The organism is Lancefieldella parvula DSM 20469 (assembly GCF_000024225.1).
Lineage (GTDB): Bacteria > Actinomycetota > Coriobacteriia > Coriobacteriales > Atopobiaceae > Lancefieldella > Lancefieldella parvula.
This window is the reverse complement of sequence record NC_013203.1, coordinates 780,716-804,817: the sequence shown is the minus strand read 5'-3', so window position 1 is coordinate 804,817 and position 24,102 is coordinate 780,716. Positions and strand designations below refer to the sequence as shown.

Below are 24,102 nucleotides of genomic sequence, written 5' to 3'. Positions count from 1 at the left end.
ACTAATTCCTTCCGGGATGCTCTTTGAGCATTGCATCTCTTAGCTCGTATACCCGCTCCATGGCTCTTTCTTCCATCTCTTTTGCCTGATCTTTACGCTTAGTAGAAGTCAAATCACTAAAAGAAATCTTCTGACCAGCGCGAAGATAAACCTTAACAGGCTTAACCAGAGGAGAGCCTTTTTTCTTAATATCAAGCGCACCAATAATTGCCAGTGGCTGAACATCTACCTTAGCAAGCTGAGCAATAAGAGCAAAACCACCATGTGTTTCTCCACGCTCAGTATTGCTTCTGACTCTTGTACCTTCAGGATAGATAAGAAGCATTTCTCCCCTAGAAAGCGCTGTAGTTGCACGACGAATTGCCTTCATATCGGCAGTTCCACGGTCAACAGGAATACCACCAAGCCTAGAGAGTGCCCATTGAAGCGGTTTGAATTTGTTGAACTCACTCTTGTAGATGGTTCGAACAGGAATGCCATGAACAAGCAAGTGAACAACGGTAACAATAGGATCCAGAAATGTTGGGTGATTCATGATAAGAACGCGAGGGGTTTTATCGCCCACAAAGAGCTCGTCTTTGTCCCAACGCCACCTGAACCAGACTTTTGTAATCAGACCAAGAACACTTATTGCCAGCCACTTAAAAAACTTGGCTGGAGCTGGAAAATCACCAAGCGCCGTATCGTAATAATCATCAAATGAGTTGCCGCCAAAAGGACGCAAACGCTTAGACGCCGCTGCTATAGAAGACTTTTTTTCGGAGCGCTTAGGCTCTTCCGTGTGAGACTTCCCGTCATCAGAAGAACTACCTTCTGATCCTTTTCCCTGGTGAGAAGATCTGTGGTTCCGAGTATCTCTTTTACCCAAGCCCGGATGCAGGGCAATAATGGCTGCAATAACCTCTTCAACAGAAAGCGTGGAAGAGTCAATATGATGGGCGTCTTCTGCTGCACGAAGTGGTGCTGCCTTGCGCTCAGAGTCAGCCTTATCACGAGCCTTGATGTCTTCGAGGATCTTCTCCTCACTCTTGGCATCTACCTTAGCATCGTTACCTGTAGCTGCATCTCTACCTTGGCGTTGAACAGCGCGACGGTGAGCACGAGCAGCAGGATCTGCAGTCAAGAAGACCTTTACATCAGCCTCTGGAAATACCACAGTACCAATGTCACGGCCCTCTGCGACTACATCGCCATTCTCGCCAGCACGACGCTGGAGTGTAACCATTGCCTCGCGAACCTCGGGAATAGCTGCAACAACACTGACATTTCTGTCTACCTCAGGAGTACGAATCTCTGTGGTGACGTTTGAGCCGTTTGCGTAGACGGTCTGACCATTTGCAGAATTGCCAAATGAGATGCTGATGTTTCGTGCAACCTGAATGATTTTCTCGGTATCAGTCATATCAATGCCCTGACGCAGGCATTCCACAGTTACCGAGCGATACATTGCGCCTGTATCTAAAAAAATTAGATTCAAGCGATCAGAAAGTGCGCGAGCAACCGTAGACTTTCCGGAGCCTGCTGGGCCATCGATAGCAACAATCATTACTTATCCCCCTCGGTGACACCCCAAATGTCACGAAAATCGTAAAAACTTGACTTAGTGGAACGACGAATAACCTCTTCTGGATCAAGGTTAAATCCACCAAGCTTAAAATCTGAACCACCTGTACTAGTAAAGAAGATTGAAGAGACATTTGCAAGATGTACGTTCCAGCTTAAACTGCCTGGAATACCAAAAATTTCAGCCATCATAGAGCGCAAATAACCACCGTGAGAAATGCAAACGGTGCGTCCAGAAAGACCAGAAAACTCGTTAAGAATGTTACGGCACCTGCATCGTACCTGCTCATATGACTCAGCTTCTGGAGCAGGTATAGAGTGACCGTTTTCATCTGAGCTCCAAGGAAACGTGAGACCATACGGCTTAAGAATCTCTTCAGCATCAACAAAGCGCTTACTCTCCAGAATGCCAAAATCCATCTCTGCAAGATCATCTTTGACCTCACAGGGAACGCCAAGCTGAGAAGCGGCCATCTCAGCCATGTCTTTGCAGCGAGATAAAGGAGAGGTCCAAATTCTATCTGGATTAAATGCAACAAGCGCGCGAACAGCATGCTCACGCTGTTCAACGCCATGCTCAGTGAGCTCAACATTTCTTCTGCCGCTAAAAAAGCGCTGTGTATTAGCTACGCTTTCTGGATGACGCATAAACAAAATACGATGAACCTGAGCTGGAATTTCAAATGGCTGCATTATGTCTCCTCTCTGGGTGTGTTTTGGTTGTTTAACGTTCGCTTACTAATTACTTGCTGGTGTTTAAAGGCATGATAGGAGAAGTACCCGGCTCTCTACCAATAGTACGCTCTAGAGCGGTAACCTCTTCTTCTGTAAGAAGTCTCCACTCACCCTCTTTAACTCTTGTTAAATGAAGTGGACCAAATGTATCTCTGTGAAGTGCAAGAACTCTATGATGAATAGCTAGGAGCATCTTCTTGACCTGATGCTTACGCCCTTCTCTAATAGTGACGCTAACCAGAGCATTTGGCTCTCCTCCACCAGTTTTTCCTAAACCCTGTGGGGCAAGAAGATTTTTCATCTTAACGTCATCTGAAATGATCTCTACTTCTGCAGGAGCCGCAGGACCATCTTCAAGTTCAATACCTTCACGTAAGCGATTTAACTGCTCTTCTGTAGGTGTACCTACTACATGAGCAACATAGTGCTTCCACACATGCTTTGAGGGATGTAAGAGCTCTTGTGCCATCTGACCGTCGGTTGTGAAGAAAAGAAGGCCTGTAGTGTCCATATCAAGACGTCCAACAGGAAAAAGACCGGGATACGTATCAGTTGGAACCATATCCACAATGGTTGGTCTACCCTGGGGGTCTTTCATAGTAGTCAAATAACCTGCAGGTTTATTGAGCATCAAGTAAACGGGTTTCTCGGCAATTGAACAGACAACACCATCAACCGCAACTACATCTACAAGTGGATCAACTTTACTGCCAAGCTCGGTAACTACCTGGCCGTTTACCGTTACTCGACCAGACGTCATCAGGCGCTCGGAGCCTCGCCGGCTAGCCACTCCTGCACGCGCCAAAAAGCGCTGCAGACGCATGGGGACAATACGCTCTTCTGTCACGTCCTACGCATCCTCCTGCGTATCGTAATCGTCTCCCAGAAGGGAACGCTCATCATCAATGTCTTCTGTAGCCTCTTCAAGTGTTGAGGTAAAGCTTCTACCAGAGAGCCTCTCGCGAATAAACTGCTTAGACTCCTCATCGGGAGCAAAGTCTTCTAGAGGCGGCAACTCTCTTAGCGACTTGAGGCCAAAACGCTCTAAGAAAAGCGCAGTTGTGCCATAAAGAATAGCCTGTCCCCTATCTGCCTCTTTGCCCACTTCACGCACAAGGTTTTTCTCGCGAAGAGACGAGATAACACCGTCGGAATTAACGCCACGAATAGCACGGACACCCTCGCGTGTTACAGGCTGATGGTAGGCAATAACAGCAAGTGTCTCAAGAGCAGCTTGAGACAGGCGACGCGTGTCCCAAGAAAGCACAAAGTCACTGACCAGCTGATGGTGAGCTGGGTGTGTAAAGAGGCGCCAACCGCCAGCAACCTCTCTAAGCTGAAATCCTCTGTTACAGCGCATGTACTCTTCAGCAAGTTCTTTAAGGGCTTCTGCTACCTCGGCAGGAGCTACATTGGTAACCTTAGCAAAGTCAGCGGTAGTAATCGCATCAGTCGCAACTAAGAGAAGCGATTCAAGAGCGCTTTTGAGCGACTCGGAGTTTAAATATGTAAGCTCTTCTTCTGCCATGAGTTATTCCGCCTCTTTCTATACTTCATTGGGCGTATGAGTCAAGGATAAAAGTGTTTGCTGGACGTCTTGAAGCGCATTTTGAGACAAATTTAATCCTTCAAGATTTGGCTCATCACCAGAAAGCTCTTCCAGCTCCAGGAGAACCGACTCATCAAGCTGATATGAATCTGCGCCCTCTATGTGCTCAATTTCAATCTCGCCAAAGATAGCGTCCTGCTGAACGCGCACGAGACCGCGCTTAAAAAGCTCAAGCACTGCCAAAAAGTTTGCAACCACAATCTCTGGCGTATCCTGACCATCCAACAGCTCAGAGAATGTTACTTTGCCCTTAGAACGCGTCAGACGATCCACTGAAGCAACTGTCAAAGCCACAGGAAGCCTTTTTGGAGCCACATGTTCTGCTTCAAGTAAGAATGTCTCACGTTTTGAGTCAATGTCAGCACAAATGACTGCAAGACTTCTAAGTGTGATTCCTTCAAGATAATCTGGCATGAGGTTCAAGAAATCAGGATCTGGACCCACTGAACGTGGGAACATGTATGATTCTGCCTCCATGCGGCTACCTAGTGCCGCACCAGCGTTTCTAAATTGCTTATAGGCAATAAGACGAGCAATAAGAACTTCTCGGGCCTCATCAGGAGAAAGTCCATCAAGCTCGTCATCATACTCTTCTTCATCATATGAGCTTTTGAGTGAAATATCTTGAGGAACCAATGCGTGTGCTTTCATGTCCAAAAGCGTTGACGCAACAAGCACAAAGTCGCTGGCAACGTCTAGGTCAAGCTCCTCCATAGCGTCAACTTCTGCTAAGTACTGATCGGCCACCTCAGAGATAGAAATAGAGCCAATGGCAACTTTCTGTCTACTTACCAGTTGAAGTAGCAGATCAAAAGGACCGGAATATGTTGCAGTATTTACTTTGTACGACATTAGATGATTCTCGCAAGTAGACTCAAAATGACGTTAGATATGCCACCGATGATGGATGAGAAAAAGCCAGGTGCAAAGAACATCAAACCAACAACAGCAATCATGCAATAGGGTTCAATGGCATAGAACTTTTGACGGTTTTTCTCACCCAAAAAATAAAGCAGCAGCTTAGAGCCGTCCAAAGGCGGAATAGGCAGCATATTGAAAACAGCCAGACTTACGTTAATCTGGATATAGAAAACAACTAATGATGACACGTAGTACATCACCAGTGGATTCAAGAATGCACCAAAAGCATTACTTGCTGCATTGAGTAGGCGCAACAGAAGCGCACCAAGAAACGCCTGTAAGATGTTAGAACTTGGACCAGCAAGTGCTACTAGAATCTCGTCACGGCGACGATTTTTAAGATTATTGGGATTATATGGAACGGGTTTTGCATATCCAAAGCTAGGTCCACCCATTAAAACAAGCATAAGCGGCAGAAGGACTGTACCAAACAAGTCAATGTGAGCCAATGGATTGAGTGTCAAACGACCCGAAATCTTTGCCGTAGAATCACCACATTTATATGCCACAAAGCCATGTGCAACCTCATGAATCACGATAGCAAAAATTACCAGCGCAAATTCAGCAAGCGTTGTCAAAAGTGATGAAACTGATGTTAAAGCAGTTGGCACAACAATCCTTTTCTCAATATCTGCAAAAAAACAATGCAAATATGTACTTACAATCTAAAAACTTTCAAACACAAAACAATTTTACCCAAGAATGGTAAAACTACCTACTCATCAATGTCTGCTTCCATTTTTTCAGAAAGCTCCAACCACTCAGCCTCAAGAGCAGGAATTTTTTTGGAAAGTGCCTGATATTCAGTCATACACTCATCAAACTTTTGCTGGTCATTATAGAGGGCTTCATCAGCCATAAGCGCCATGAGCTCATCGTAGCGTTTGTGTGCAGGAGTAAGTGCCGCTTCAACCTCATCCAGACGTTTCTTGGTCTCTCTAAGCGCTCGACTTCTACGATTGCGCTCTTCCGCCTCAGCCCTTCTCTGCTCCTTGGTCTTCACATTGCGAGAAGATCCTACAGCTTGACCTACCTTTGGTGCGGTGCTCTTAACTAAACTTGCACCCGATGTACCATACGAGGATACTGTCTTGTTCGACAACTCCTCTTGAGCTGCTGCTTGAAGCTCAGCAAGTTTAAAGAGGAAGTAATCGTAATCACCGTCATAAACCATTACCTTATGATCACGAACATCTACAACTTTATTTGCTACAGCTCTAATAAGGTGCTCATCATGGCTGATTAAAATAATGGTTCCCGGGAAGTCAATAAGTGCCTTCTCCAGAACATCAACGGAATCAATATCAAGGTGGTTAGTTGGCTCGTCCAGAAGCAAAAGTGGATCTGGAGAAACCAACATTTTTGCGAGCGCTAAACGAGCACGCTCCCCACCAGAAAGTACATTCACACGTTTTTCTACATCATCACCGTGGAAAAGGAATGCACCAAGCAATCTGCGTTCTTCAGAGGTAGTCCACCCCGAAGCAACCGTGTCAAGCTCTGCAAGTACTGTATTTGCTGGATTAAGTTCTTCAAGCTGATGCTGTGCATAGTAGGCTTCAGTGACATTTTGACCAAGGCTAATCTCTCCTGTATCTGGCTGAAGCTTTCCAGCAATAAGCTTCATTAGAGTAGATTTACCAGCTCCGTTAGGACCAACAAGAGCTACATGATCTCCGCGATATAGTTTGAGATCAACGTTATCGTAGACAAAGTTATCCTCATATGATTTTGCCACACCCTCAAGAGAAATAACGGTATCTCCGGTACGGGGAGGATCTGGGAACTTAAAATGCATATGGTGAGACTGCTCTGGAAGAACTACCAGCTCTTCACGGATCTTCTCGACCTTTGCCACGCGCTCTTGTACCTGTTTGGCCTTAGTTGGCTTATACCTAAAGCGCTCAATGAAGGTCTCCATGTGAGCAATATCGCGCTCTTGAGCTGCACGTTTAGCACGAAGCTGCTCAAGATTTTCTTCTCGCTGATGAAGATAACCGGAATAGTTGCCAGTATACGTTACCAGCATGCGATTCTCTAGTGCTGCAACATGCGTCACACAAGCATCCATAAACGAACGATCATGACTTACCAGCAAAACTGTACCGTCATATGACGATAAGAACCTCTCAAGCCACTGAACAGATTCCAGGTCAAGATGGTTAGTTGGCTCATCCAGAAGAAGAACATCAGGACGACGCAGCAGCAACTTTGACAAAGAGATACGCATCTGCCAGCCACCTGAAAACTCCTTAGCAGGCTTATCAAAGTCTTCTACCGGGAAACCGAGACCTGCAAGAATCTGACGAGCCTTGCTTTCAAGCTCATAGCCGCCAAGACGTTCAAAGCGTTCCATGGCATGAGCATAGTCATCCAGATACTTGTTAAGTATTGCACCTTCAGGAGTTTCAGTAATCTTGAGAGAAAGATCGTTAATCTTTCGCTCCCACTGTTTAATCTCATGAGCGGACTCAATAACTTCATTAAGAGCAGTCCTGTCCCCCATAAGCTCTGTCTCTTGCTCAAGGTATCCAAGGGTGGCGTCTTTTGCAAAGGTAACGGTTCCCTCATCAGCCGACTCAAGGCCCATAATGATTTTCAGAAGTGTTGTCTTACCGGCACCATTAGGACCAACTAAAGCCCAACGCTCTCCTGCGTTGAGCTGAAGCGTTGCATTTGAATAAAGGACTCTGCCGCCAAATGACTTTGAAATCTTATCCGCAAGAGCAATCAAGTGAACTCCTCATACATATCTGAACTGGATAAGTATAAGTCATTCACTTGATTTACATGGTGAATTATTTACTTATCCATTGTGAGGTGGATAGCAAAGCCAGCAATCTCGTCTTTGAAATAGACCAAAAACGTACTACCGTCTGAATTAAGCTTTCTAGAGGTCTCATCAATTTCAAAGCCACGACTAACAAAGTATTTCTCAGCAGCAGAAATGTTATTGACGTGAAAGCCAATATGACCCTTTGTACCTCGACCATTTTGCTTCATAACTTCAACCAGGGTACCTGCAAAGAATGAAGGCGGTTGCTCAACAGTTGGAAGTCCCATAAAAATGGTAAACAGATTTGCAATTTTTTCTGCCTCGTCCGCATTACTTGCATTAATGCCAACGTGAGCAACGTACATGTCAAACTGTTCAACAGGATTAATTGAACTGGCTGTGTTAAGTGAATCTGTCATGGTCTCCCTTTCCTAGACTTCAAATATATTAGGAAATCCTTAAGGTGTAATAATTGCATCAAATATTAACTAATAACGTAACTAAGTACTAACAAAAAAGGCCCAGAAACCTAGGCCCTTAAAATTCTATGGTGGGCGATGCTGGATTTGAACCAGCGACCCCTTCCGTGTGAAGGAAGTGCTCTACCCCTGAGCCAATCGCCCGAACGACTTGCAATAATAACAAACAATGACGCTAATTTCTAGCTTTTGACTTTCTTGATGTCGAATACGTTGACATAACTTTATTCATCTGAAAAAGGATGATTCCCAGGAAGATGAGCTGAAGAATCATTGGTGAAATTACCATGGGTTGCGAAGAAAGTTGTGAGACAAAGACCCACTCAATAGTAAAGAGAATGAGCTCAATGCCAGCAACAAGGCGAACAATACCGTGTGTTTTATCAAAATCTTTTGCCAAACTAATGCATTTTTGCAGAATAAAGCAACAATATACTGACATTAAGCTGCACAAGAGAAGCACAATCATGCTCGAAGAAAAACGACCATAGCCAACTGAAAAAGCAAAAATGACAATACCAGCAACGCCGAGCGCTCCAAGCATAGAAGAAAGCGCCATCATCAACTTAGTTCCACGATCCATACAAACCCCCAACAAGTCAGTTCACAAAGGCAAATGTACAAATGAGGCGTTAGAGTGAGAAATTAACTTATTTAGCTTCAATAGACTTTTTAACTTTGTGAGATCCTCGAGCAACAGCACTTACCATTGCCAATAGCGCAAACAGCTCAATGAACTGCAACGTAACAGAAGGCTTTAAAATCAGTTGAGCTACAACCGTCACTGCCAGCACAATGCACGAACCAAAAATCATGGGGTATGCAGCCGCAGCTCTATTAGGAACATTTGCTTCTCTAGCTGCATAGCCACCCGTAAGAAGGGAAATCATACTTGCAAGTAAAAATAGAGCAGAATCAATTGATGGTCCAGCTCCAATTACAAGAACTGCAACATTGACAAGGCCTAAAAGTCCGCCAATCAAAAGTGCCAGACTAAAAAGCTTCATCTTACGAGTCTCAGGAGTCATGTATCCCCTATCTACAAGTTATAACTGACGGTTATTTTACCCGTTTTTATATAAATTACGTAATCGAATCATTAAACGGTAGAGAGTTTCGGTAAAAGAAATGGCGAGAAAACCAAGGGATTTCTCGCCACAGGTGTATTTGGTGGGCCCAGAGGGATTTGAACCCCCAACCCAGGGATTATGAGTCCCCTGCGCTAACCGTTGCGCCATGAGCCCGTAAGAAAAAAGCGACGACTGATGCCGCCGCCAGAATGCATGGTGGAGAATAGGGGGATCGAACCCCTGACCTCATGACTGCCAGTCATGCGCTCTCCCAGCTGAGCTAATTCCCCGAACGTGGTGCGGGAAATACTATAGCAAACCAAAGCTCTGTTTTTCTCGACAATTTTGTAATTAATGGCATATAAAGCGAATTTGCATAAAGTATGCTGGGTAAGCAAGTAGTAATGAATACTCTAAATTGACACTTTATCGGAGTTTTAAATGAATACAGAACTAATACAAGGGGTTTTGATTCCTTTTGCAGGAACCTCACTAGGCGCAGCGATGGTACTGTTTATGAAGAAAGCATTAAATCGTACCGTAGAGCGCGCGCTTACAGGCTTTGCTGCCGGTGTCATGGTTGCTGCCTCTATCTGGAGTTTATTGATTCCGGCTATTGAATCCTCTGAGGCAATGGGTCCACTTGCTTTCATTCCTGCAGTAATCGGATTTTGGATAGGTACTCTTTTCTTGCTGCTGCTTGACCATGTAATTCCCCACCTCCATCTAGGAGAAACAGACGAAGAGGCCGAAGGAATTAAAACGAGCTGGCAGAAATCAACACTTATGGCTTTAGCGGTAACACTCCACAATATTCCTGAAGGAATGGCAGTTGGTGTTGTTTTTGCTGGTTGGGTTTCAGGAAATTCTAATATTACCTATGCAGGAGCTATGGCTCTAGCGCTTGGAATTGCTATTCAAAACTTTCCTGAGGGAGCCATTATTTCTATGCCTCTCCACGCTGGTGGTACCTCTAAAGGTAAATCGCTTATCTTAGGAATTTTATCTGGCATTGTAGAGCCTATTGGAGCAGTACTTACCATTCTTGCTGCAGAGCTTGTTATTCCAGTTCTTCCCTATCTGTTAAGCTTTGCAGCAGGAGCCATGATATACGTGGTTGTAGAAGAACTTATCCCAGAAATGAGTGAAGGCAAGCATTCAAACATTGGAGTACTTGCCTTCGCATTAGGCTTTAGTGTAATGATGACACTTGATGTAGCGCTTGGTTAATAGCCAAGCGCTCTTTTTTAGAGCTCACGCTCTGGAAGAATCTTTTCTGCCAACCAAGAAGCAACTTCATCAAGGGCAACCTCAAAGCGCTCACCGGTAGCTCGCTCTTTAACTTCTGCGATGCCGTTTGTAACGCCTTTCTTGCCCACAATAACCTGCCACGGGAAACCAATAAGATCAGCGTCTGCAAACTTCACGCCTGGACGCTCTACGCGATCGTCGACAACAGTCTCAAGACCAGCAGCAACACAGGCGTCAGCTACTGCACCTGCTGCGTCCCAGATTTCTGGGTCTTTGTTAGAAAGGCAAAGAACAGAAACTTCATAAGGAGCAACAGAAACTGGCCACTTGATGCCCTTCTCGTCATTGTACTGCTCAACGACAGCGGCAAGAAGTCTGGAAACACCAATGCCATAACAACCCATAACCAGAGGCTTGTCCTGGCCGTTTTCATCGGTGAAGGTAGCATTAAGTGCTGAAGAGTATTTAGTGCCAAGCTGGAATACCTGACCAACCTCAATACCACGAGCGGCATGTAAAGGAAGGCCACACTCAGGGCAAATGTCGCCCTCCTGAGAAGTGACAAGATCCTTCCACTCGTTAATCTCAAAATCGCGACCAAGCTCAACGTGATCAAGGTGGTAGTCTGCCTTATTAGCACCGCAGAGCCACCACTGAGTGTCCTCAAGAGAAAGATCTCCGACAACACGAATACCCTCAGGTAAACCAACAGGTCCAATAAAGCCCTTGATAAGGCCAAACTCATCGAGCTCTTCATCGGTCATCATGTGGTACTCACCAAAAGCGTGCTCGGCCTTAACCTCGTTGAGCTCATGTGTACCTGGTACAAAGCACACAACTGGCTTACCGTTTCCATCAACAAGCGCAAGAGCCTTGCGTGTTGCTGCAGGTGAAACGTGGAGGAACTCAGCGACGTCATCAATGGAGCCAATATCAGGGGTATGAATCTCACACATCTGACCAGGCTCACGCTCCTCTACCTTAATCTTCGCAGCAGCTGCCTCAGTATCTGCAGCATAACCGCAATCGCAGTAAACCAGACTTGCCTCACCAGCCTCTGCCAGCGCCATAAACTCAACAGAAGTGTCTCCACCAATCTGACCAGAGTCTGCAACTACCTGCAAAGCTCTAAGACGCGTACGGTCACAAACGTTCTGGTAAGCAACCTTTTCCTGGTCATAACACTCTTGCAGTGACTCTTGATTTGCCGAGAAGGAATAACCATCTTTCATAATAAACTCGCGGCCACGCATAAGACCAAAGCGTGGGCGGCGCTCATCACGGAACTTATCCTGAATCTGATAGAGCGTTACTGGAAGCTGTTTATAACTTTTGAGCTCATTTCTAATAAGATCTGTGAAGGTTTCCTCATGAGTTGGGCCAAGGGCAAACTGACGATCATGACGATCGTGCATGCGCATCAGCTCATCGCCGTAGACATCCCAACGACCTGACTCTTCCCAGAGCTCAGCAGGAGTCATAATGGGAACAAGAATCTCCTGAGCACCAATACCGTCCATCTCATCGCGAATGATAGCCTCAATCTTTAAAAGAGAGCGCCATGCAAGTGGCAAATAAGAATAAAGACCGGCGGCAGTTTTTCTAATCATGCCAGCACGAAGGAGCAGGCGGTGACTTGCAAGTACAGCCTCAGCTGGGTCTTCTTTAAGTGTTGGTGCATACAAAGAAGACATGCGCATCCAGTGCTTCAAGATAATTTCCTTTCAATATGAAGTAATACGTATAGTTTACTTATTTTTTGCCAAAACGATTCTCAATTTCAGTGAATAACTCATCAACAATTTTATCTTCAGGAACTTTTCTAATAGGATTGCCGTTTTCGAACAAAACAGCCTGGCCTTTGCCACAGGCAACGCCAAGGTCAACACCCTTAGCTTCACCAGGACCATTAACAACGCATCCCATTACAGCAACAGAAATTGGAGCACGAACACCATCAAGGCGCTTAGTAACTTCTTCTGCAATAGGAATCATGTCAACACCACATCGGCCACATGTAGGGCAGCTCACAAGCTCTGGTTTAATGCGACGCATACCAAGAGCTGCAAGAAGTTCCCACGCCACATGAACTTCTTCTATCGGATCAGCTGTCAAAGAGAGACGCATAGTATCGCCAATACCACTTTCTAGCAAAATACCAACAGCAGCAGAATTCTTTACAGTTCCCTGCCTCAACGCGCCAGCCTCCGTAACACCTACGTGCAGAGGAATCTGTGGGAGCTCTTTGGAAAGTGCTCGATACACAGCAAGCGTAGTTGGAACGTCGTGTGCTTTTGCTGACAAGACAATATTGTCAAAACCACGAGAAGAAAAGTGTTCTACAAATGACTTTGACGATGCCACAAGTTTCTCAACAAGGGTCATGTCTTGTCTTGTATCAAATTCCTTAGCAAGAGACCCTGCATTAACGCCAATTCTGATAGGAATATGAGCTTCTTTAGCTGCATCAATAACAGCGTCAACGCGCTCCATAGAACCAATATTGCCTGGATTAATACGAAGTGCTGCTGCACCTCTCTTTGCAGCCTCGAGCGCAAGTTTATAGTCAAAGTGGATATCGGCAACAACAGGCAGTGGCGAGTATTTACAGATTTCTTCAAAACCATTAAGTGCTTTTGCGTCAGGAATTGCTACACGAATAATCTCACAACCAGCCTCTGCAAGCTTTTTGATCTGATGAAGCGTTGCATCTGCATCATCTGTTTTGGTAGTACACATTGACTGAACAGAAACGGGAGCACCTCCACCAACCTGAACGGGGCCAACCATTACGGGATGGGTTTTTGTGCGAGCAAGCTCAGACATAAAATCAGCTACCTAAAAAGTAAATGAAGAATATCGTTTCGAAGTGCAACAACAAATACAAACAGGAAAAATGCCAGTCCAATATAAGACAAAATATTTTGAACTTTGATAGACAGTGGCTTTCTAACAATAATCTGAATAACCTCAATCAGAATCTTTCCACCATCAAGAGGTGGAATGGGCAAAAGATTCATAAACCCAAGAGACATAGAAATAGCTGCTACTAGCATAATAAGGGTAGAGAAACCCTCTGCCGCAGCTTTTGAAGCCATAACAGAAATTCCTACAACAGAAGATGACTGATTGAGAACTTCCATAGTCTGTGTGGGAATGAGCAATCTTAGAGCAAATTGACCAACCTGTGCGGCATACGATACAGCTGCAGCAGATGCATCAATAAACGAAAAGTGATACGTGATCATCACAGGTGACACGCCAATGATTTTATCGTCAGGACGCAAAACAGGTTTGATTGTAGTTTCAAGCTGAATGCCACCACGATCATAGGTGACAGGAATATCCTTTCCATCAGCAGACATTGCTTCTTTAATAGCTACAGTGAGTTCTTCCCAGGTATGTACCTCTACTCCGTTAAAGGTAAGAATGGTATCTCCCGGATTAAGACCTGAAATAGCAGCTAAAGAGTTTGACTCAACAGACCCCAACTGTGCCTTATTTTGAGCGGTAGGAACACCAACAAACATCAAAGAACCAACAACTAATAAAAAAGCAAGCGCAATGTTGACCAAGGGTCCACCCAAGATCATAAGCAGGCGTTTGGGGACATTTACGCCGACATAGGTATGAGCCTTCTCTTGAGCAAAAAATTCCTCTGTAGACATTTGCGGAACACGAGGCTCTCCCGCTGCAGTTGAGCCTTCCAACTCAAAATTATGACCACGGTCATACTCACAGCGAAGTTCAGCATCTCGTGCAAGGGTCTGGAACACAGTGTGAGCCAGCTCCTCTGATTCTGACTCTTTAACAAGCTCAATAGAGCCCCAATCTGCAAGAGTGTACAGCAGGCTAAATGCACGTTCATCCTCGCAGTTTAGTTTTGCAGCAAGAGCGCCAACCTCAAGCATACCTGCCTCTTGAACGCTCATCAGAGCCTGCGGCAATAGCTCGTCAAGCTCACCTTCCATGCCGCAGATACGAGTATAGCCGCCAAAAAGAAGCGGTGTTACTCCAACCTCGGTTCCGTATTTCTTGCTCTTGTGAGAAAGCTTATACCTGAACGGCATGCCCAGGAAAAACTCAGTAACACGAACGCCACACAGACGAGCCATGCCATAATGACCAGCCTCGTGAACAAATACAAGAAGCGAGAGAACAAGCAATCCCCAAAAAATTGGTGAAAGAATGGCTAACAAATTCACTAAATTCCTATCCCACAAAAGAACGAGCTAAAGCTCGTGCTTGTGCGTCTACAAGCGTCAACTGTTGAAGGTCTTCTACCCTTTGAACTTCAGAGGCATTCATAGTCTTTGCAACAATAGCCTCAATATCAAGAAATGAACATCTTCCTTGTCTAAATGCATAGTTAGCAACTTCATTTGCTGCGTTCATAATACACGGCAGCGTTCCGCCAACAGTACCCGCATGACGAGCAAGCGCAAGGCATCCAAAGGTCTTCTCGTCAGCATAATCTCCTGTAAGAGGAGTCGTCTCTTGCCACTCTACCGGCTTAGAAATTGCTGGCCAGCGATGAGGATAGCTCAGAGCAAACTGGATAGGCAGCCTCATATCAGAAGCTCCCAGTTGTGCCTTAACAGAGCCGTCCACAAACTCAACCATGGAGTGAATGCGGCTCTGACGATGTACCAGAACCTCAAGCTTATCCATAGGAATATCAAAGAGATGATGAGCCTCAATGAGCTCAAGACCCTTATTCATCAACGTGGCGCAGTCAATAGTAATCTTTGCACCCATCTTCCAAGTTGGATGTGCCAAAGCGTCGTCAGCCGAAACATGCACCAGCTCTTCCCTAGTGCGTCCGAAGAACGGACCACCAGAACAGGTAAGCCAAATCCTCTGGATATCAGCGGGATTCTCGCCAATGAGACACTGGAAGATGGCGCTGTGCTCAGAATCAACAGGAATAAGCTGGCCAGGTTTAACCAGAGGCATCAAAAGGTCTCCGCCAACGACAATTGACTCCTTGTTAGCGTATGCCAGCACTTTACCAGCCTTAACAGCAGCTAGACCAGCGTAAATACCAGCCTCTCCCACCACTGCATTAACTACACAGTCAACCTCGTCCAGCTCCGCAAGCGCTTGAACAGCTTTGGAACCAAAGCTTGTTTCGCAGCCTTGTGGCAGTACATCGAGAAGCCCGTTGTCTTTGACACTTTCGTCAGCAAAAGCAACGTATTTGCAGTTGAACTCATTTGCTGCCTTCACAGCAAACTCTACCGACGAGCGCACTGCAAGTGCAACTACCTCAATCTTTTGCGGAAAATGACGACATACATCAAGCGTTTGCATACCCACAGAACCTGAAGCTCCAAGAATAGCAACGCGTAGAGGCTCATGCCGAACAGCATGAGGCGCAGTATCTTCAAAAATGCTCAAAACTTATGCTCCAAACGGCGACGCAATTGGAAGCTTGACCTGGCTAAAGAGTACGGCAAGCTGGAAGAGAAGAAACGCCGCCATAGTTCCAAAAATCATCGAATCGGTTCTATCAAGCAGGCCTCCATGACCAGGCATAATTGAGCCAGAGTCCTTGAGTCCTACGCCTCGCTTAATACGAGACTCAAATAGATCTCCAACGACGGAGAAAATGCCTTCAGTTACGCCAAAAAGCAACGCAAAGAGAGGGTTCATATTAATTGCGCCAAACACAGCAATCAAGAACCACACAAGCATTGAGCCAAAAAGGCCACCATAAAAGCCCTCCCAGCTCTTATTTGGAGAAATCCTTGGAGCCAGTTTATGCTTGCCAAATTTAGATCCAAATAAATACGCAAATGAATCGTTAGCCCAAACAGAAAGCATAACAGCAAGCGTAATCCAAGGAATAGAAAAACTGGGCTCTGTTGACCGTAGTAGCACTACTGTTGAAAGCGAGAGTGACGTATACAGTGGTCCAAAGGCTGTAACTGCTACGTCTGCAAGATTTGCTCGTGGAGTAAAGACGTACCAAAGCCCGCATAGAATAATTAAAAGCAAAGAGAACGCTAACGGAAAAATGTGACCAAAATACGCAATTATTGGAAAAATAAGCGAGAAAACAAGACCAAGAGGCTCGTTTGGCATACGTCCGCCCATACGGCAGATGTGAAAGAACTCAGAACAACACAGCCATGCCATGCCAGCAATCAAAACGATGGTGGCTTCTTTACCCACAAAAAGGGCAGCAAGTACAATAGCTGCGTAGACTACGCCAGACAGAGTTCTAGTCAAAAGCTTCTCGGTAACATCACGGACTCGCTGACCCATAAGGTTACCAGCGGCTCGTTGTAGCTCTTTAATTGAGCGACGAACCTCCAGCTTTTCAATCTGTTTATCAATTCCAACACTACCCATTTCTTCAGGATTAACCTGAGATTCAGCGTCAAGCCTAGAGGTAGATTTTTTGGAATTGTGCGTATTGTCCACCACTATTTCACTCCTCCGAATCGCCTTTCGCGACCCTGATAGTCCTTAATGGCGCGCAAAACATCCCATTTAGAGAAGTCAGGCCAGTAAGTTTGCGTGACATACAGCTCCGAGTAAGCCAGCTGCCACAACAAATAGTTAGAAAGCCTAAGCTCTCCTGAGGTACGAATCAAAAGATCTGGATCAGGAAGTCCAGCTGTGTAGAGGTATTTCTCAAAATCTGATGGAGTTACCGAATCAGCAGAGACTTTACCTTCAGCAATTTGATTAGCAAGAAAAACAGCTGCCCTAGTCAACTCTGCACGAGAGCCATAATTAACCGCTAACGCAAAAGTCATACCAGTGTTTTGTGCAGTTTCATCAAGTCCGCGCTGGAAAGTCTTGCGAGTCTTTTCTGGTAAAGCCTCAAGATCACCAAAGAAACGTAGTTTGACATTCTCCTGGTAGAACAGTGGAAGTTCTTTGAGCAATGTCTCTGCAAAAAGACGCATGAGCAAGTCAACCTCGTGCTGGGGACGTTTCCAGTTTTCAGTAGAGAACGAATAAACTGACAGAACGTCCAACCCGAGGCGCACACTTGTAGTAACAGCCTCGCGCAAGGAAAGAACACCAGCCTTGTGACCTTCTGTTCTATCAAGACCGCGAGCTGTAGCCCATCTACCGTTTCCATCCATAATGATGGAAACGTGAGACGGAATAGTTTCTAAATTGATATCAGAAAGACTGATATCTTCTGGCGCGTCAGAGAAATACTGGACGAGTTTGTCTGTATCAAACTGCACTTAAATCTCCATGATTTCTGAAGTCTTAGTCTTAAGAAGAGATTCAATTTGTGCGATATAGGTATCTGTCAGCTTTTGAATACCATTTTTCTCGCGCTTCTGATCGTCCTCAGAGAGCTCCTCATCGCGCTCAATCTTGCCGTTAATATCACGACGAACGTTACGGATAGCTACACGAGCCTCCTCAGCAATCTGAGAGCATTCTTTGGCAAGCTCACGACGACGTTCCTCAGTTGGCATTGGAAAAGGAAGTCTAATAGCAGATCCGTCATTAGATGGAGTGATGCCCAAATCAGAAGATTCAATGGCTTTCTCGATACTCTTTAGAGCAGTCTTATCCCATGGCTCAACAAGCAGCATAGATGCCTCTGGAACCTTAATGGCCGCAAGCTGAGAAATTGGAGTTGGCTGACCATAGTAATCAACCTTAATGTGGTCGAGTGCATGTGGATTTGCGCGACCAGTACGGACACGACCAAAGTTATTCTTAAGTGCCTCAATGCACTTCTCCATAGACTGCTTAGCCTTATCAGAATGAACGCTCATTAGTCCTCCTCGACGACAGTAGTACCGACTTCTTCTCCAGAAATTGCCTTCATGAAAACGCCTTCAGACTGCATGTCAAATACAAGAATTGGCATCTTATTGTCTTTGCACAGTGCAATTGCTGCGGCATCCATAACCTTAAGTTCTTTGGCGAGAACATCTTTGTAGGTGACAGTGTCAAACTTAACGGCATCTGCATGAGTAACAGGATCGCAGTCGTAAATGCCATCTACCTTTGTTGCCTTCATCAGAGCCTCTGCGCCAATCTCGCAAGCACGAAGAGCTGCAGCAGTATCAGTGGTGAAGTAAGGGTTACCTGTACCTGCAGCAAAGATGACAATACGACCCTTCTCAAGGTGTCTAATAGCACGACGACGAATATAAGGCTCTGCAACCTGAGCCATAGAAATTGCGCTCATAACACGGCAATCCATGCCATTACGCTCAAAACAATCCTGGAGAGAAAGAGCGTTGATTACGGTTGCAAGCATACCCATGTTGTCACCCTGGGCACGATCCATACCAGCTGCTGCCTGAGAAACGCCCCTAAAGATGTTTCCGCCGCCAACAACAATGGCAATCTGTACACCAGACTCCCAAACAGGTTTAATTTCTTTAGCAAGCATTTCTGGAATTGAGGGGTCAATGCCAAAGGATTGCTCACCCATCAATGCTTCACCAGAAAGCTTTAAAAGTACTCTCTTGTATTTAGCTGAAGACAAAGCTTCCTCGCTCTCTCCGTTTGCCATAGTTGTAATAATTTTAACAAACGACACCGCAAGTTTTGCAGGAATCGCGGTAAAAAAAGAGCCGGTTGTCTTCAACCGGCTCAAAATAATTAAAGTAAAAAGTCTTACTCTTCACCAAAAGCAAAACGCACGAAACTGACAATCTTAACCTCGTCGTCAACCTTCTTGGAGAGCAGCTTTGCATACTCAGAAATAGTCATATCTGGGTCCTTAACAAATGCCTGCTCAGTAAGGACATACTCCTTGTAGTACTTCTCGAGGCGACCATAAGCCATCTTCTCCTGAATAGCCTCAGGCTTACCTGACTCAGCAGCCTGTGCCTTATAAATGGAGAGCTCATGATCAACAATGTCCTGTGGAACATCCTCACGGCGAGCAGCAACTGGAGCAGCTGCAGCTACCTGCATAGCAACATCATGTGCGAAGTTCTTGAAATCCTGAGACTCAGCGGTCTCTGGCTTGTTGAACTCAAAGGTAACAATGTCAGCGAGCTTGCCACCAAGGTGGATATAGCTAGCAAGAGCACCATTTGTAGCCTCAACGCGCTGAAAACGAAGAACGCGCATGTTCTCGCCGATGTTGTGGATCTTATCGGTGATTGCCTCGTCAACAGTCTCGTCGCCAAGCTTAGCGGCCTTCAGCTCCTCAAGGGTAGCTGGGTTGCTCTCGGCAACAACTGCAGCAAGATCGCCAGCAAAGCCAGTGAACTGTGGATTAGTACCAACAAAGTCAGTCTCGCAAGAGAGCTCAAGGATTGCGCCAGTCTTACCGTCTGGGCTGATGAAAGTAGCAATGGTACCCTCGTTGGTATCACGGCCAGCGCGCTTAACTGCCTTAGCAACGCCCATAGTACGAAGAATATCTACTGCCTTTTCAATATCGCCCTCAGCCTCGACAAGTGCCTTCTTGCACTCCATCATAGGAGAGCTGGTCATATCACGAAGCTGCTTAACAAGTGCTGCGGTAATCTCTGCCATGTTTTCCTCCCAAAATCTACTGAATAATTAATTATTTAACCCGTTGCTAAGAGTTACTCAGCAGCTGGGGTCTTGGACTCAGCGCCCATCTCTTCAGCAGAAATCTGCTCCTTGCCACTGCCTGCAAGAATTGCGTCTGCAGCAAGTTGACACATAAGAGAAATGGAACGAATAGCATCGTCATTTGCAGGAATGCCGTAATCAACAACATCTGGATCAGAGTTGGTGTCAAGAAGGGAGACAACTGGAATATGGAGACGATTTGCTTCACGAATTGCGTTCTCTTCACGCTTAGAGTCAACAACAAAGAGAGCCTGTGGAAGAGAAGTCATATCACGGACGCCGCCGAGGTTAAGCTGAAGCTTTGTAAGCTCCTTGTTCTTAAGAGCCTGCTCCTTCTTAGGAAGAGTTGCCATACGGCCATCCTCTACCATTGCCTCAAGCTCCTCAAGGCGCTTAATGCGGGAACGCATGGTAACAAAGTTGGTGAGCATACCACCAAGCCAGCGCTGGTTGATATAAGGCATGTTTGCACGAGTAGCCTCAGTAGCAATTGGCTCCTGAGCCTGTTTCTTGGTGCCAACAAAAAGAACTCGGCCACCCTTAGATGCAATATTCTTTAGAAAAGTGTAAGCAGCATCTGCGCCAAGCATAGTCTGCTTAAGGTCAAGAATGTAAATGCCGTTACGATCACCAAAGATGTATGGCTTCATCTTAGGGTTCCAACGACGAGTCTGGTGACCATAGTGGCAACCAGCATCCAGAAGAGTCTGAATAGTAATCTTTGCAGCCATTTTTACCTCCATTGGTTATTCCTCCGTACGAGTTCAAGCCTTGTTAAAACCACCCAACACCTGGCTTAGCGTTAGGCACCACGGCAAACAAGTGGTCGTACGTGCGATTTTTTGCTGTTTGGTAACAGCATGCTGTGCTTCTACACAACTTTTGAAAGTATAACAGGAAAACAAGGGCTACGTCTATAAAGAATTTAGACCATAACCTCTACAAATACCGCCCAAATATAGACGTATTCAAGATGCGTAGCCAGCTCAAACAACTCACGTATCCTATTTTGATCTTGGATGAGCTGCCTTCGCCGCTTCTTTAAGTCTATCAACCGAAAGATGTGTATAAACCTGCGTAGTTGAAAGAGACTCATGTCCCAATAGCTCCTGCACAATACGTAGATCTGCTCCGCCACCAAGAAGCTCCGTAGCATATGTATGCCTCATGGCATGTGGTGATAGTGAGCTATCCAGTCCTGCAGCCGTTAAATATGACGAGAAAACCTTGCGCAATGAATCTGCGCTCATGTTATTTCCTCTTACGGAAATAAAAAGAGCTGAATGTACGCGTCCTGTTTTATCTTTTAGTAAAAGCGTAGGGCGAGAAGATCTAAGATATTTCTTAAGCCACTCAATTGCAGACTCATAAAGCGGAACAATCCGCTCTTTAGAACCTTTACCAAATAGACGTACTGTTCCATTTTGTAGATCAACCTGCTCAAGTCTGAGCGTTGCTACCTCAGAAATACGAGCACCTGTTGCGTACAAAAACTCAAGAAATGCTCTATCTCTGAGACCTGCTGCAGTTGAAACGTCACATGATTCCAAAAGTCTATTCACATCAGAATCAGTCATGGTATGTGGAAGATTGCGTGGAGCTCGGGGATTACTAAGTGCAAGAGCAGGATCAGTAGCAATCAGTTTTTCTCGCTGCATCCATTTGTAAAAGCCACGCAACGCCGATAGATGCCTGTTAAGCGTTTTAGCTGAATATTGAGCTTGTTTGAGATAGGCCAAATACAAACGAAGATTTTTATGATCAACTTGAGTTAAATCAACATTTTCTCTACTACACCACTGCGCAAATGATAAAAGGTCAGTTTGATAAGACCTCAAAGTATTCTCGGAGAGATTTCTAACCTTATGTAAATACTCAATGAATTGTTCAACTTGGTTACTCTGCACTTTAGAAATGCCCATATTAATCACGCTTTACGCAATCAAAAAGCTCCTGGCGAGAAGCAATATAGTCATCAAAATCTTTATGAGCACGCTCCATCATTTTCTGACGACGTTCATCTTTTCTTTTAATATGTTCGTCCAAAGGCTCAAAAATTCCAAAATTAACATGCATAGGCTGATAATCTTTGGTTTTTGGATTTGTTGCATAACCGACAAGAGAACCAAGCGAGGTTGTCAAAGGAAGTTTAAACGTCTTCTTGCCTGACAGACGTGCATACATATTTAACGCTGCAAGCAAGCCTGAAGCAATAGCTTCAACATAGCCTTCTGTACCTGTAATTTGACCCGCAAGAATAATAGAAGTTCCTGGAATTCCAAACGAGCCGTCAAGCGCATGAGGAGAATCGACAAAAGAGTTCCTGTGCATGACACCATAGCGAACAAACTCGGCGTTCTCTAATCCTGGGATAAGCGTAAATACACGTTTCTGCTCTCCCCACGTAAGGTTTGTCTGAAAACCCACTAGATTAAATGCAGTTTTAGCTGTATTTTCTGCACGAAGCTGAACTGCCGCCCAGGGTCGTTTACCTGTTCGTGGATCAATAAGTCCCACGGGTTTTAGAGCTCCAAACCTGATGGAATCATGTCCCGTTCGTGCAACTTCCTCAATAGGTTGGCATGCTTGGAACAAATCAGACTGCTCAAAATCATGGCCAATAACACGTTTAGCAGAAAGTAACTCATCTACAAAAGTGTCATATTCCTCTTTATTCATAGGACAATTGAAATAATCGCCAATTCCCAAATCATCATAACGAGATTGAGAGAATACAATTGAACGGTCAATTGATTCTTCAGATACAATAGGCGCCGCTGCATCAAAAAACGACATCCTGTTGGTTCCAACGCGCTCAGAAATTGCCTCATATAACCTATCGGAACACAGTGGTCCTGCAGCAATAATTGTTGGTTCTTCCGAAAGCTCTGTTACCTCTGCATGAGTAACAGAGATGTTTGGGTGATTTCTAATCTGTTCAGTAACCGCCCTTGAAAACTCTTCTCTATTCACCGCAAGCGCGCCACCTGCAGGAACTGAGTTTTCTTCTGCAAGAGAAAGTAGAAAGCTTCCCATCTTTTTAAGCTCAGACTTTAAAATTCCAGCCGCAGAATCTTCCTTGGTAGATTTCAAAGAGTTAGAACATACCAGTTCAGCAAACATATCTGTGTGATGTGCTGGAGAAGAAACAACGGGGCGCTGCTCTATTAGCTCAACAGAAATACCACGAGAAGCAAGCTGTAAGGCACATTCGCTTCCAGCTAAACCAGCACCTACCACAGTAACTTTTTGTGACATTTTCCACCTATCACACACTACGAATCCAAATAAAACTCTTTAGAAGGAGTATACCTTCCATCCGGTAATCTTTTTACCATTCCACGAGCTTCATAATCAGTTAAAGAATTAAGCACGGTAAGTACGTTTTCCGATAACCTCCATGCAAGCTCTTCTGGTCTTGATGGTGATGCTATAAGCGCAGATAAAAGCGGTGTTAACTTCTTATCTTGCTTCATTTGTTCCCGAACCAGACAATCATAATCTAATGAGATTGCGATGCCTAATGATGTCTCATCAGGAATGATTTGAGCTCCTTCAGAGATTAATCTATTAGTACCAGCAGAAGCCAGGGAAAAGATAGATCCAGGTATCGCATAAATAGTTTTACCAAGCGAGTTGGCAAACTCGGCAGTACTCATCGTACCTGAACAAAGACCCGCTTCAGTCACCAATAACACTTTGCCCAATGCCGCAATTACCGCATTTCTTCTAGGAAACGCATAACGTCTAGGTGGCGTTCCCCATCTATCTAAAGAAATGACTGCTCCCTTTCCTTCTCGCGCAGCTTCAAAAAGATCTAACGAAGTAGTTGGATAGGTTACATCTGCACCACAACCTGCTACCACAACAGTCTTTCCTCCAGCGTTAAGCGCAGCCATACCCGCCGCATTGTCGCAGCCAAGAGCTCCACCAGATACCACAACAATATTATTATCAGCAGCACATCTGCCAGCCATTTCTGCAATTGCTATACCGTATGGAGTAGCTCGACGAGCTCCAATTACAGACATACAAGGTGATTGCAAAACGCTTCTATCCCCCATTCCATAGATTATTTCAGGCGGATGATTTAGCAGTAACAGCTCGCTTGGATAGTCCTCATCTTCTGATGAAATCTCCCATCTCTCCATA

The 24,102-nt window shown here is 45.2% G+C and carries 24 protein-coding genes and 3 tRNA genes; 1 reads left to right on the top strand and 26 read right to left on the bottom strand.

Features of this window, described 5'->3' with window-relative positions; all coding sequences use genetic code 11:
• Position 1 precedes the first annotated feature (1 nt).
• From cmk to APAR_RS03675, 13 genes are all read right to left on the bottom strand, one after another.
• Positions 2–1,546: a (d)CMP kinase gene (cmk, locus tag APAR_RS03735; RefSeq protein WP_012808811.1), complete on the bottom strand. Its 1,545-nt coding sequence runs from the start codon at positions 1,544–1,546 to the stop codon at positions 2–4.
• Positions 1,546–2,256: a histidine phosphatase family protein gene (locus tag APAR_RS03730; protein ID WP_012808810.1), complete on the bottom strand. Its 711-nt coding sequence runs from the start codon at positions 2,254–2,256 to the stop codon at positions 1,546–1,548. The genes cmk and APAR_RS03730 overlap by 1 nt, the downstream gene beginning before the upstream one ends.
• A 49-nt stretch (positions 2,257–2,305) precedes the next feature.
• Positions 2,306–3,145 (bottom strand): pseudouridine synthase, encoded by an 840-nt coding sequence (locus APAR_RS03725; RefSeq protein WP_012808809.1) that lies wholly within the window; start codon positions 3,143–3,145, stop codon positions 2,306–2,308.
• Positions 3,146–3,148: 3 nt separating this feature from the next.
• Positions 3,149–3,826, bottom strand: coding sequence for an SMC-Scp complex subunit ScpB (scpB, locus tag APAR_RS03720; protein ID WP_012808808.1), 678 nt, complete (start codon positions 3,824–3,826; stop codon positions 3,149–3,151).
• An 18-nt stretch (positions 3,827–3,844) separates the two neighbouring features.
• Positions 3,845–4,759 carry a segregation and condensation protein A gene (locus APAR_RS03715; protein ID WP_012808807.1) on the bottom strand — a complete coding sequence of 305 codons (915 nt, stop codon included), beginning with the start codon at positions 4,757–4,759 and terminating at the stop codon, positions 3,845–3,847.
• On the bottom strand, positions 4,759–5,439 hold the full coding sequence (locus APAR_RS03710; protein ID WP_012808806.1) for a site-2 protease family protein: 681 nt from the start codon (positions 5,437–5,439) through the stop codon (positions 4,759–4,761). The genes APAR_RS03715 and APAR_RS03710 overlap by 1 nt, the downstream gene beginning before the upstream one ends.
• A 104-nt stretch (positions 5,440–5,543) precedes the next feature.
• The gene (locus APAR_RS03705; RefSeq protein ID WP_012808805.1) at positions 5,544–7,562 is read right to left on the bottom strand and encodes an ABC-F family ATP-binding cassette domain-containing protein; all 2,019 of its coding nucleotides are present in this window, start codon (positions 7,560–7,562) and stop codon (positions 5,544–5,546) included.
• A gap of 68 nt (positions 7,563–7,630) precedes the next feature.
• Complete coding sequence (locus APAR_RS03700; RefSeq protein ID WP_012808804.1) at positions 7,631–8,023, bottom strand: VOC family protein; 393 nt, start codon at positions 8,021–8,023, stop codon at positions 7,631–7,633.
• A gap of 129 nt (positions 8,024–8,152) precedes the next feature.
• Positions 8,153–8,227, bottom strand: a tRNA-Val gene (locus APAR_RS03695).
• Positions 8,228–8,258: 31 nt separating this feature from the next.
• Positions 8,259–8,666 carry a hypothetical protein gene (locus tag APAR_RS03690; protein ID WP_012808803.1) on the bottom strand — a complete coding sequence of 136 codons (408 nt, stop codon included), beginning with the start codon at positions 8,664–8,666 and terminating at the stop codon, positions 8,259–8,261.
• Between the two features lie 67 nt (positions 8,667–8,733).
• Positions 8,734–9,111 (bottom strand): hypothetical protein, encoded by a 378-nt coding sequence (locus tag APAR_RS03685; RefSeq protein WP_012808802.1) that lies wholly within the window; start codon positions 9,109–9,111, stop codon positions 8,734–8,736.
• A gap of 140 nt (positions 9,112–9,251) precedes the next feature.
• Positions 9,252–9,327: transfer RNA gene (locus APAR_RS03680), tRNA-Ile, on the bottom strand.
• A 40-nt stretch (positions 9,328–9,367) separates the two neighbouring features.
• Positions 9,368–9,443 (bottom strand) — tRNA-Ala (locus APAR_RS03675).
• A 151-nt stretch (positions 9,444–9,594) separates the two neighbouring features.
• Between APAR_RS03675 and APAR_RS03670 the strand changes: the two genes are divergently transcribed.
• A complete protein-coding gene (locus tag APAR_RS03670) occupies positions 9,595–10,383 on the top strand; it encodes a ZIP family metal transporter (protein WP_012808801.1) in 789 nt (262 codons plus the stop codon).
• 17 nt (positions 10,384–10,400) lie between these two features.
• Here the strand turns inward: APAR_RS03670 and APAR_RS03665 are convergent, their stop codons facing one another.
• From APAR_RS03665 to APAR_RS03605, 13 genes are all read right to left on the bottom strand, one after another.
• Positions 10,401–12,116, bottom strand: a complete 1,716-nt coding sequence (locus APAR_RS03665; protein ID WP_081433512.1) for a proline--tRNA ligase — start codon at positions 12,114–12,116, stop codon at positions 10,401–10,403.
• 40 nt (positions 12,117–12,156) lie between these two features.
• Entirely contained in the window at positions 12,157–13,230 is a 1,074-nt protein-coding gene (gene ispG, locus APAR_RS03660; protein ID WP_012808799.1) for a flavodoxin-dependent (E)-4-hydroxy-3-methylbut-2-enyl-diphosphate synthase, read from the bottom strand.
• Between the two features lie 8 nt (positions 13,231–13,238).
• The gene (locus APAR_RS03655; protein WP_012808798.1) at positions 13,239–14,609 is read right to left on the bottom strand and encodes a M50 family metallopeptidase; all 1,371 of its coding nucleotides are present in this window, start codon (positions 14,607–14,609) and stop codon (positions 13,239–13,241) included.
• A gap of 7 nt (positions 14,610–14,616) precedes the next feature.
• The gene (dxr, locus tag APAR_RS03650; protein WP_012808797.1) at positions 14,617–15,804 is read right to left on the bottom strand and encodes a 1-deoxy-D-xylulose-5-phosphate reductoisomerase; all 1,188 of its coding nucleotides are present in this window, start codon (positions 15,802–15,804) and stop codon (positions 14,617–14,619) included.
• Between the two features lie 3 nt (positions 15,805–15,807).
• Positions 15,808–16,836, bottom strand: coding sequence for a phosphatidate cytidylyltransferase (locus APAR_RS03645; protein ID WP_245526044.1), 1,029 nt, complete (start codon positions 16,834–16,836; stop codon positions 15,808–15,810).
• A complete protein-coding gene (locus APAR_RS03640; protein WP_012808795.1) occupies positions 16,836–17,615 on the bottom strand; it encodes an undecaprenyl pyrophosphate synthase in 780 nt (259 codons plus the stop codon). The genes APAR_RS03645 and APAR_RS03640 overlap by 1 nt, the downstream gene beginning before the upstream one ends.
• Positions 17,616–18,161, bottom strand: coding sequence for a ribosome recycling factor (gene frr, locus APAR_RS03635; RefSeq protein WP_012808794.1), 546 nt, complete (start codon positions 18,159–18,161; stop codon positions 17,616–17,618).
• Entirely contained in the window at positions 18,161–18,883 is a 723-nt protein-coding gene (pyrH, locus tag APAR_RS03630; RefSeq protein ID WP_041654260.1) for a UMP kinase, read from the bottom strand. The genes frr and pyrH overlap by 1 nt, the downstream gene beginning before the upstream one ends.
• Before the next feature lie 131 nt (positions 18,884–19,014).
• Positions 19,015–19,887, bottom strand: a complete 873-nt coding sequence (tsf, locus tag APAR_RS03625) for a translation elongation factor Ts (protein ID WP_012808792.1) — start codon at positions 19,885–19,887, stop codon at positions 19,015–19,017.
• Positions 19,888–19,940: 53 nt separating this feature from the next.
• Positions 19,941–20,681 carry a 30S ribosomal protein S2 gene (gene rpsB, locus APAR_RS03620; protein ID WP_041654258.1) on the bottom strand — a complete coding sequence of 247 codons (741 nt, stop codon included), beginning with the start codon at positions 20,679–20,681 and terminating at the stop codon, positions 19,941–19,943.
• A gap of 273 nt (positions 20,682–20,954) precedes the next feature.
• The gene (gene xerD, locus APAR_RS03615; protein WP_012808790.1) at positions 20,955–21,872 is read right to left on the bottom strand and encodes a site-specific tyrosine recombinase XerD; all 918 of its coding nucleotides are present in this window, start codon (positions 21,870–21,872) and stop codon (positions 20,955–20,957) included.
• A gap of 1 nt (position 21,873) precedes the next feature.
• Positions 21,874–23,208, bottom strand: coding sequence for a methylenetetrahydrofolate--tRNA-(uracil(54)-C(5))-methyltransferase (FADH(2)-oxidizing) TrmFO (gene trmFO, locus APAR_RS03610; RefSeq protein ID WP_012808789.1), 1,335 nt, complete (start codon positions 23,206–23,208; stop codon positions 21,874–21,876).
• Between the two features lie 17 nt (positions 23,209–23,225).
• Positions 23,226–24,101, bottom strand: coding sequence for a DNA-processing protein DprA (locus APAR_RS03605; protein ID WP_012808788.1), 876 nt, complete (start codon positions 24,099–24,101; stop codon positions 23,226–23,228).
• Position 24,102: the final 1 nt, after the last annotated feature.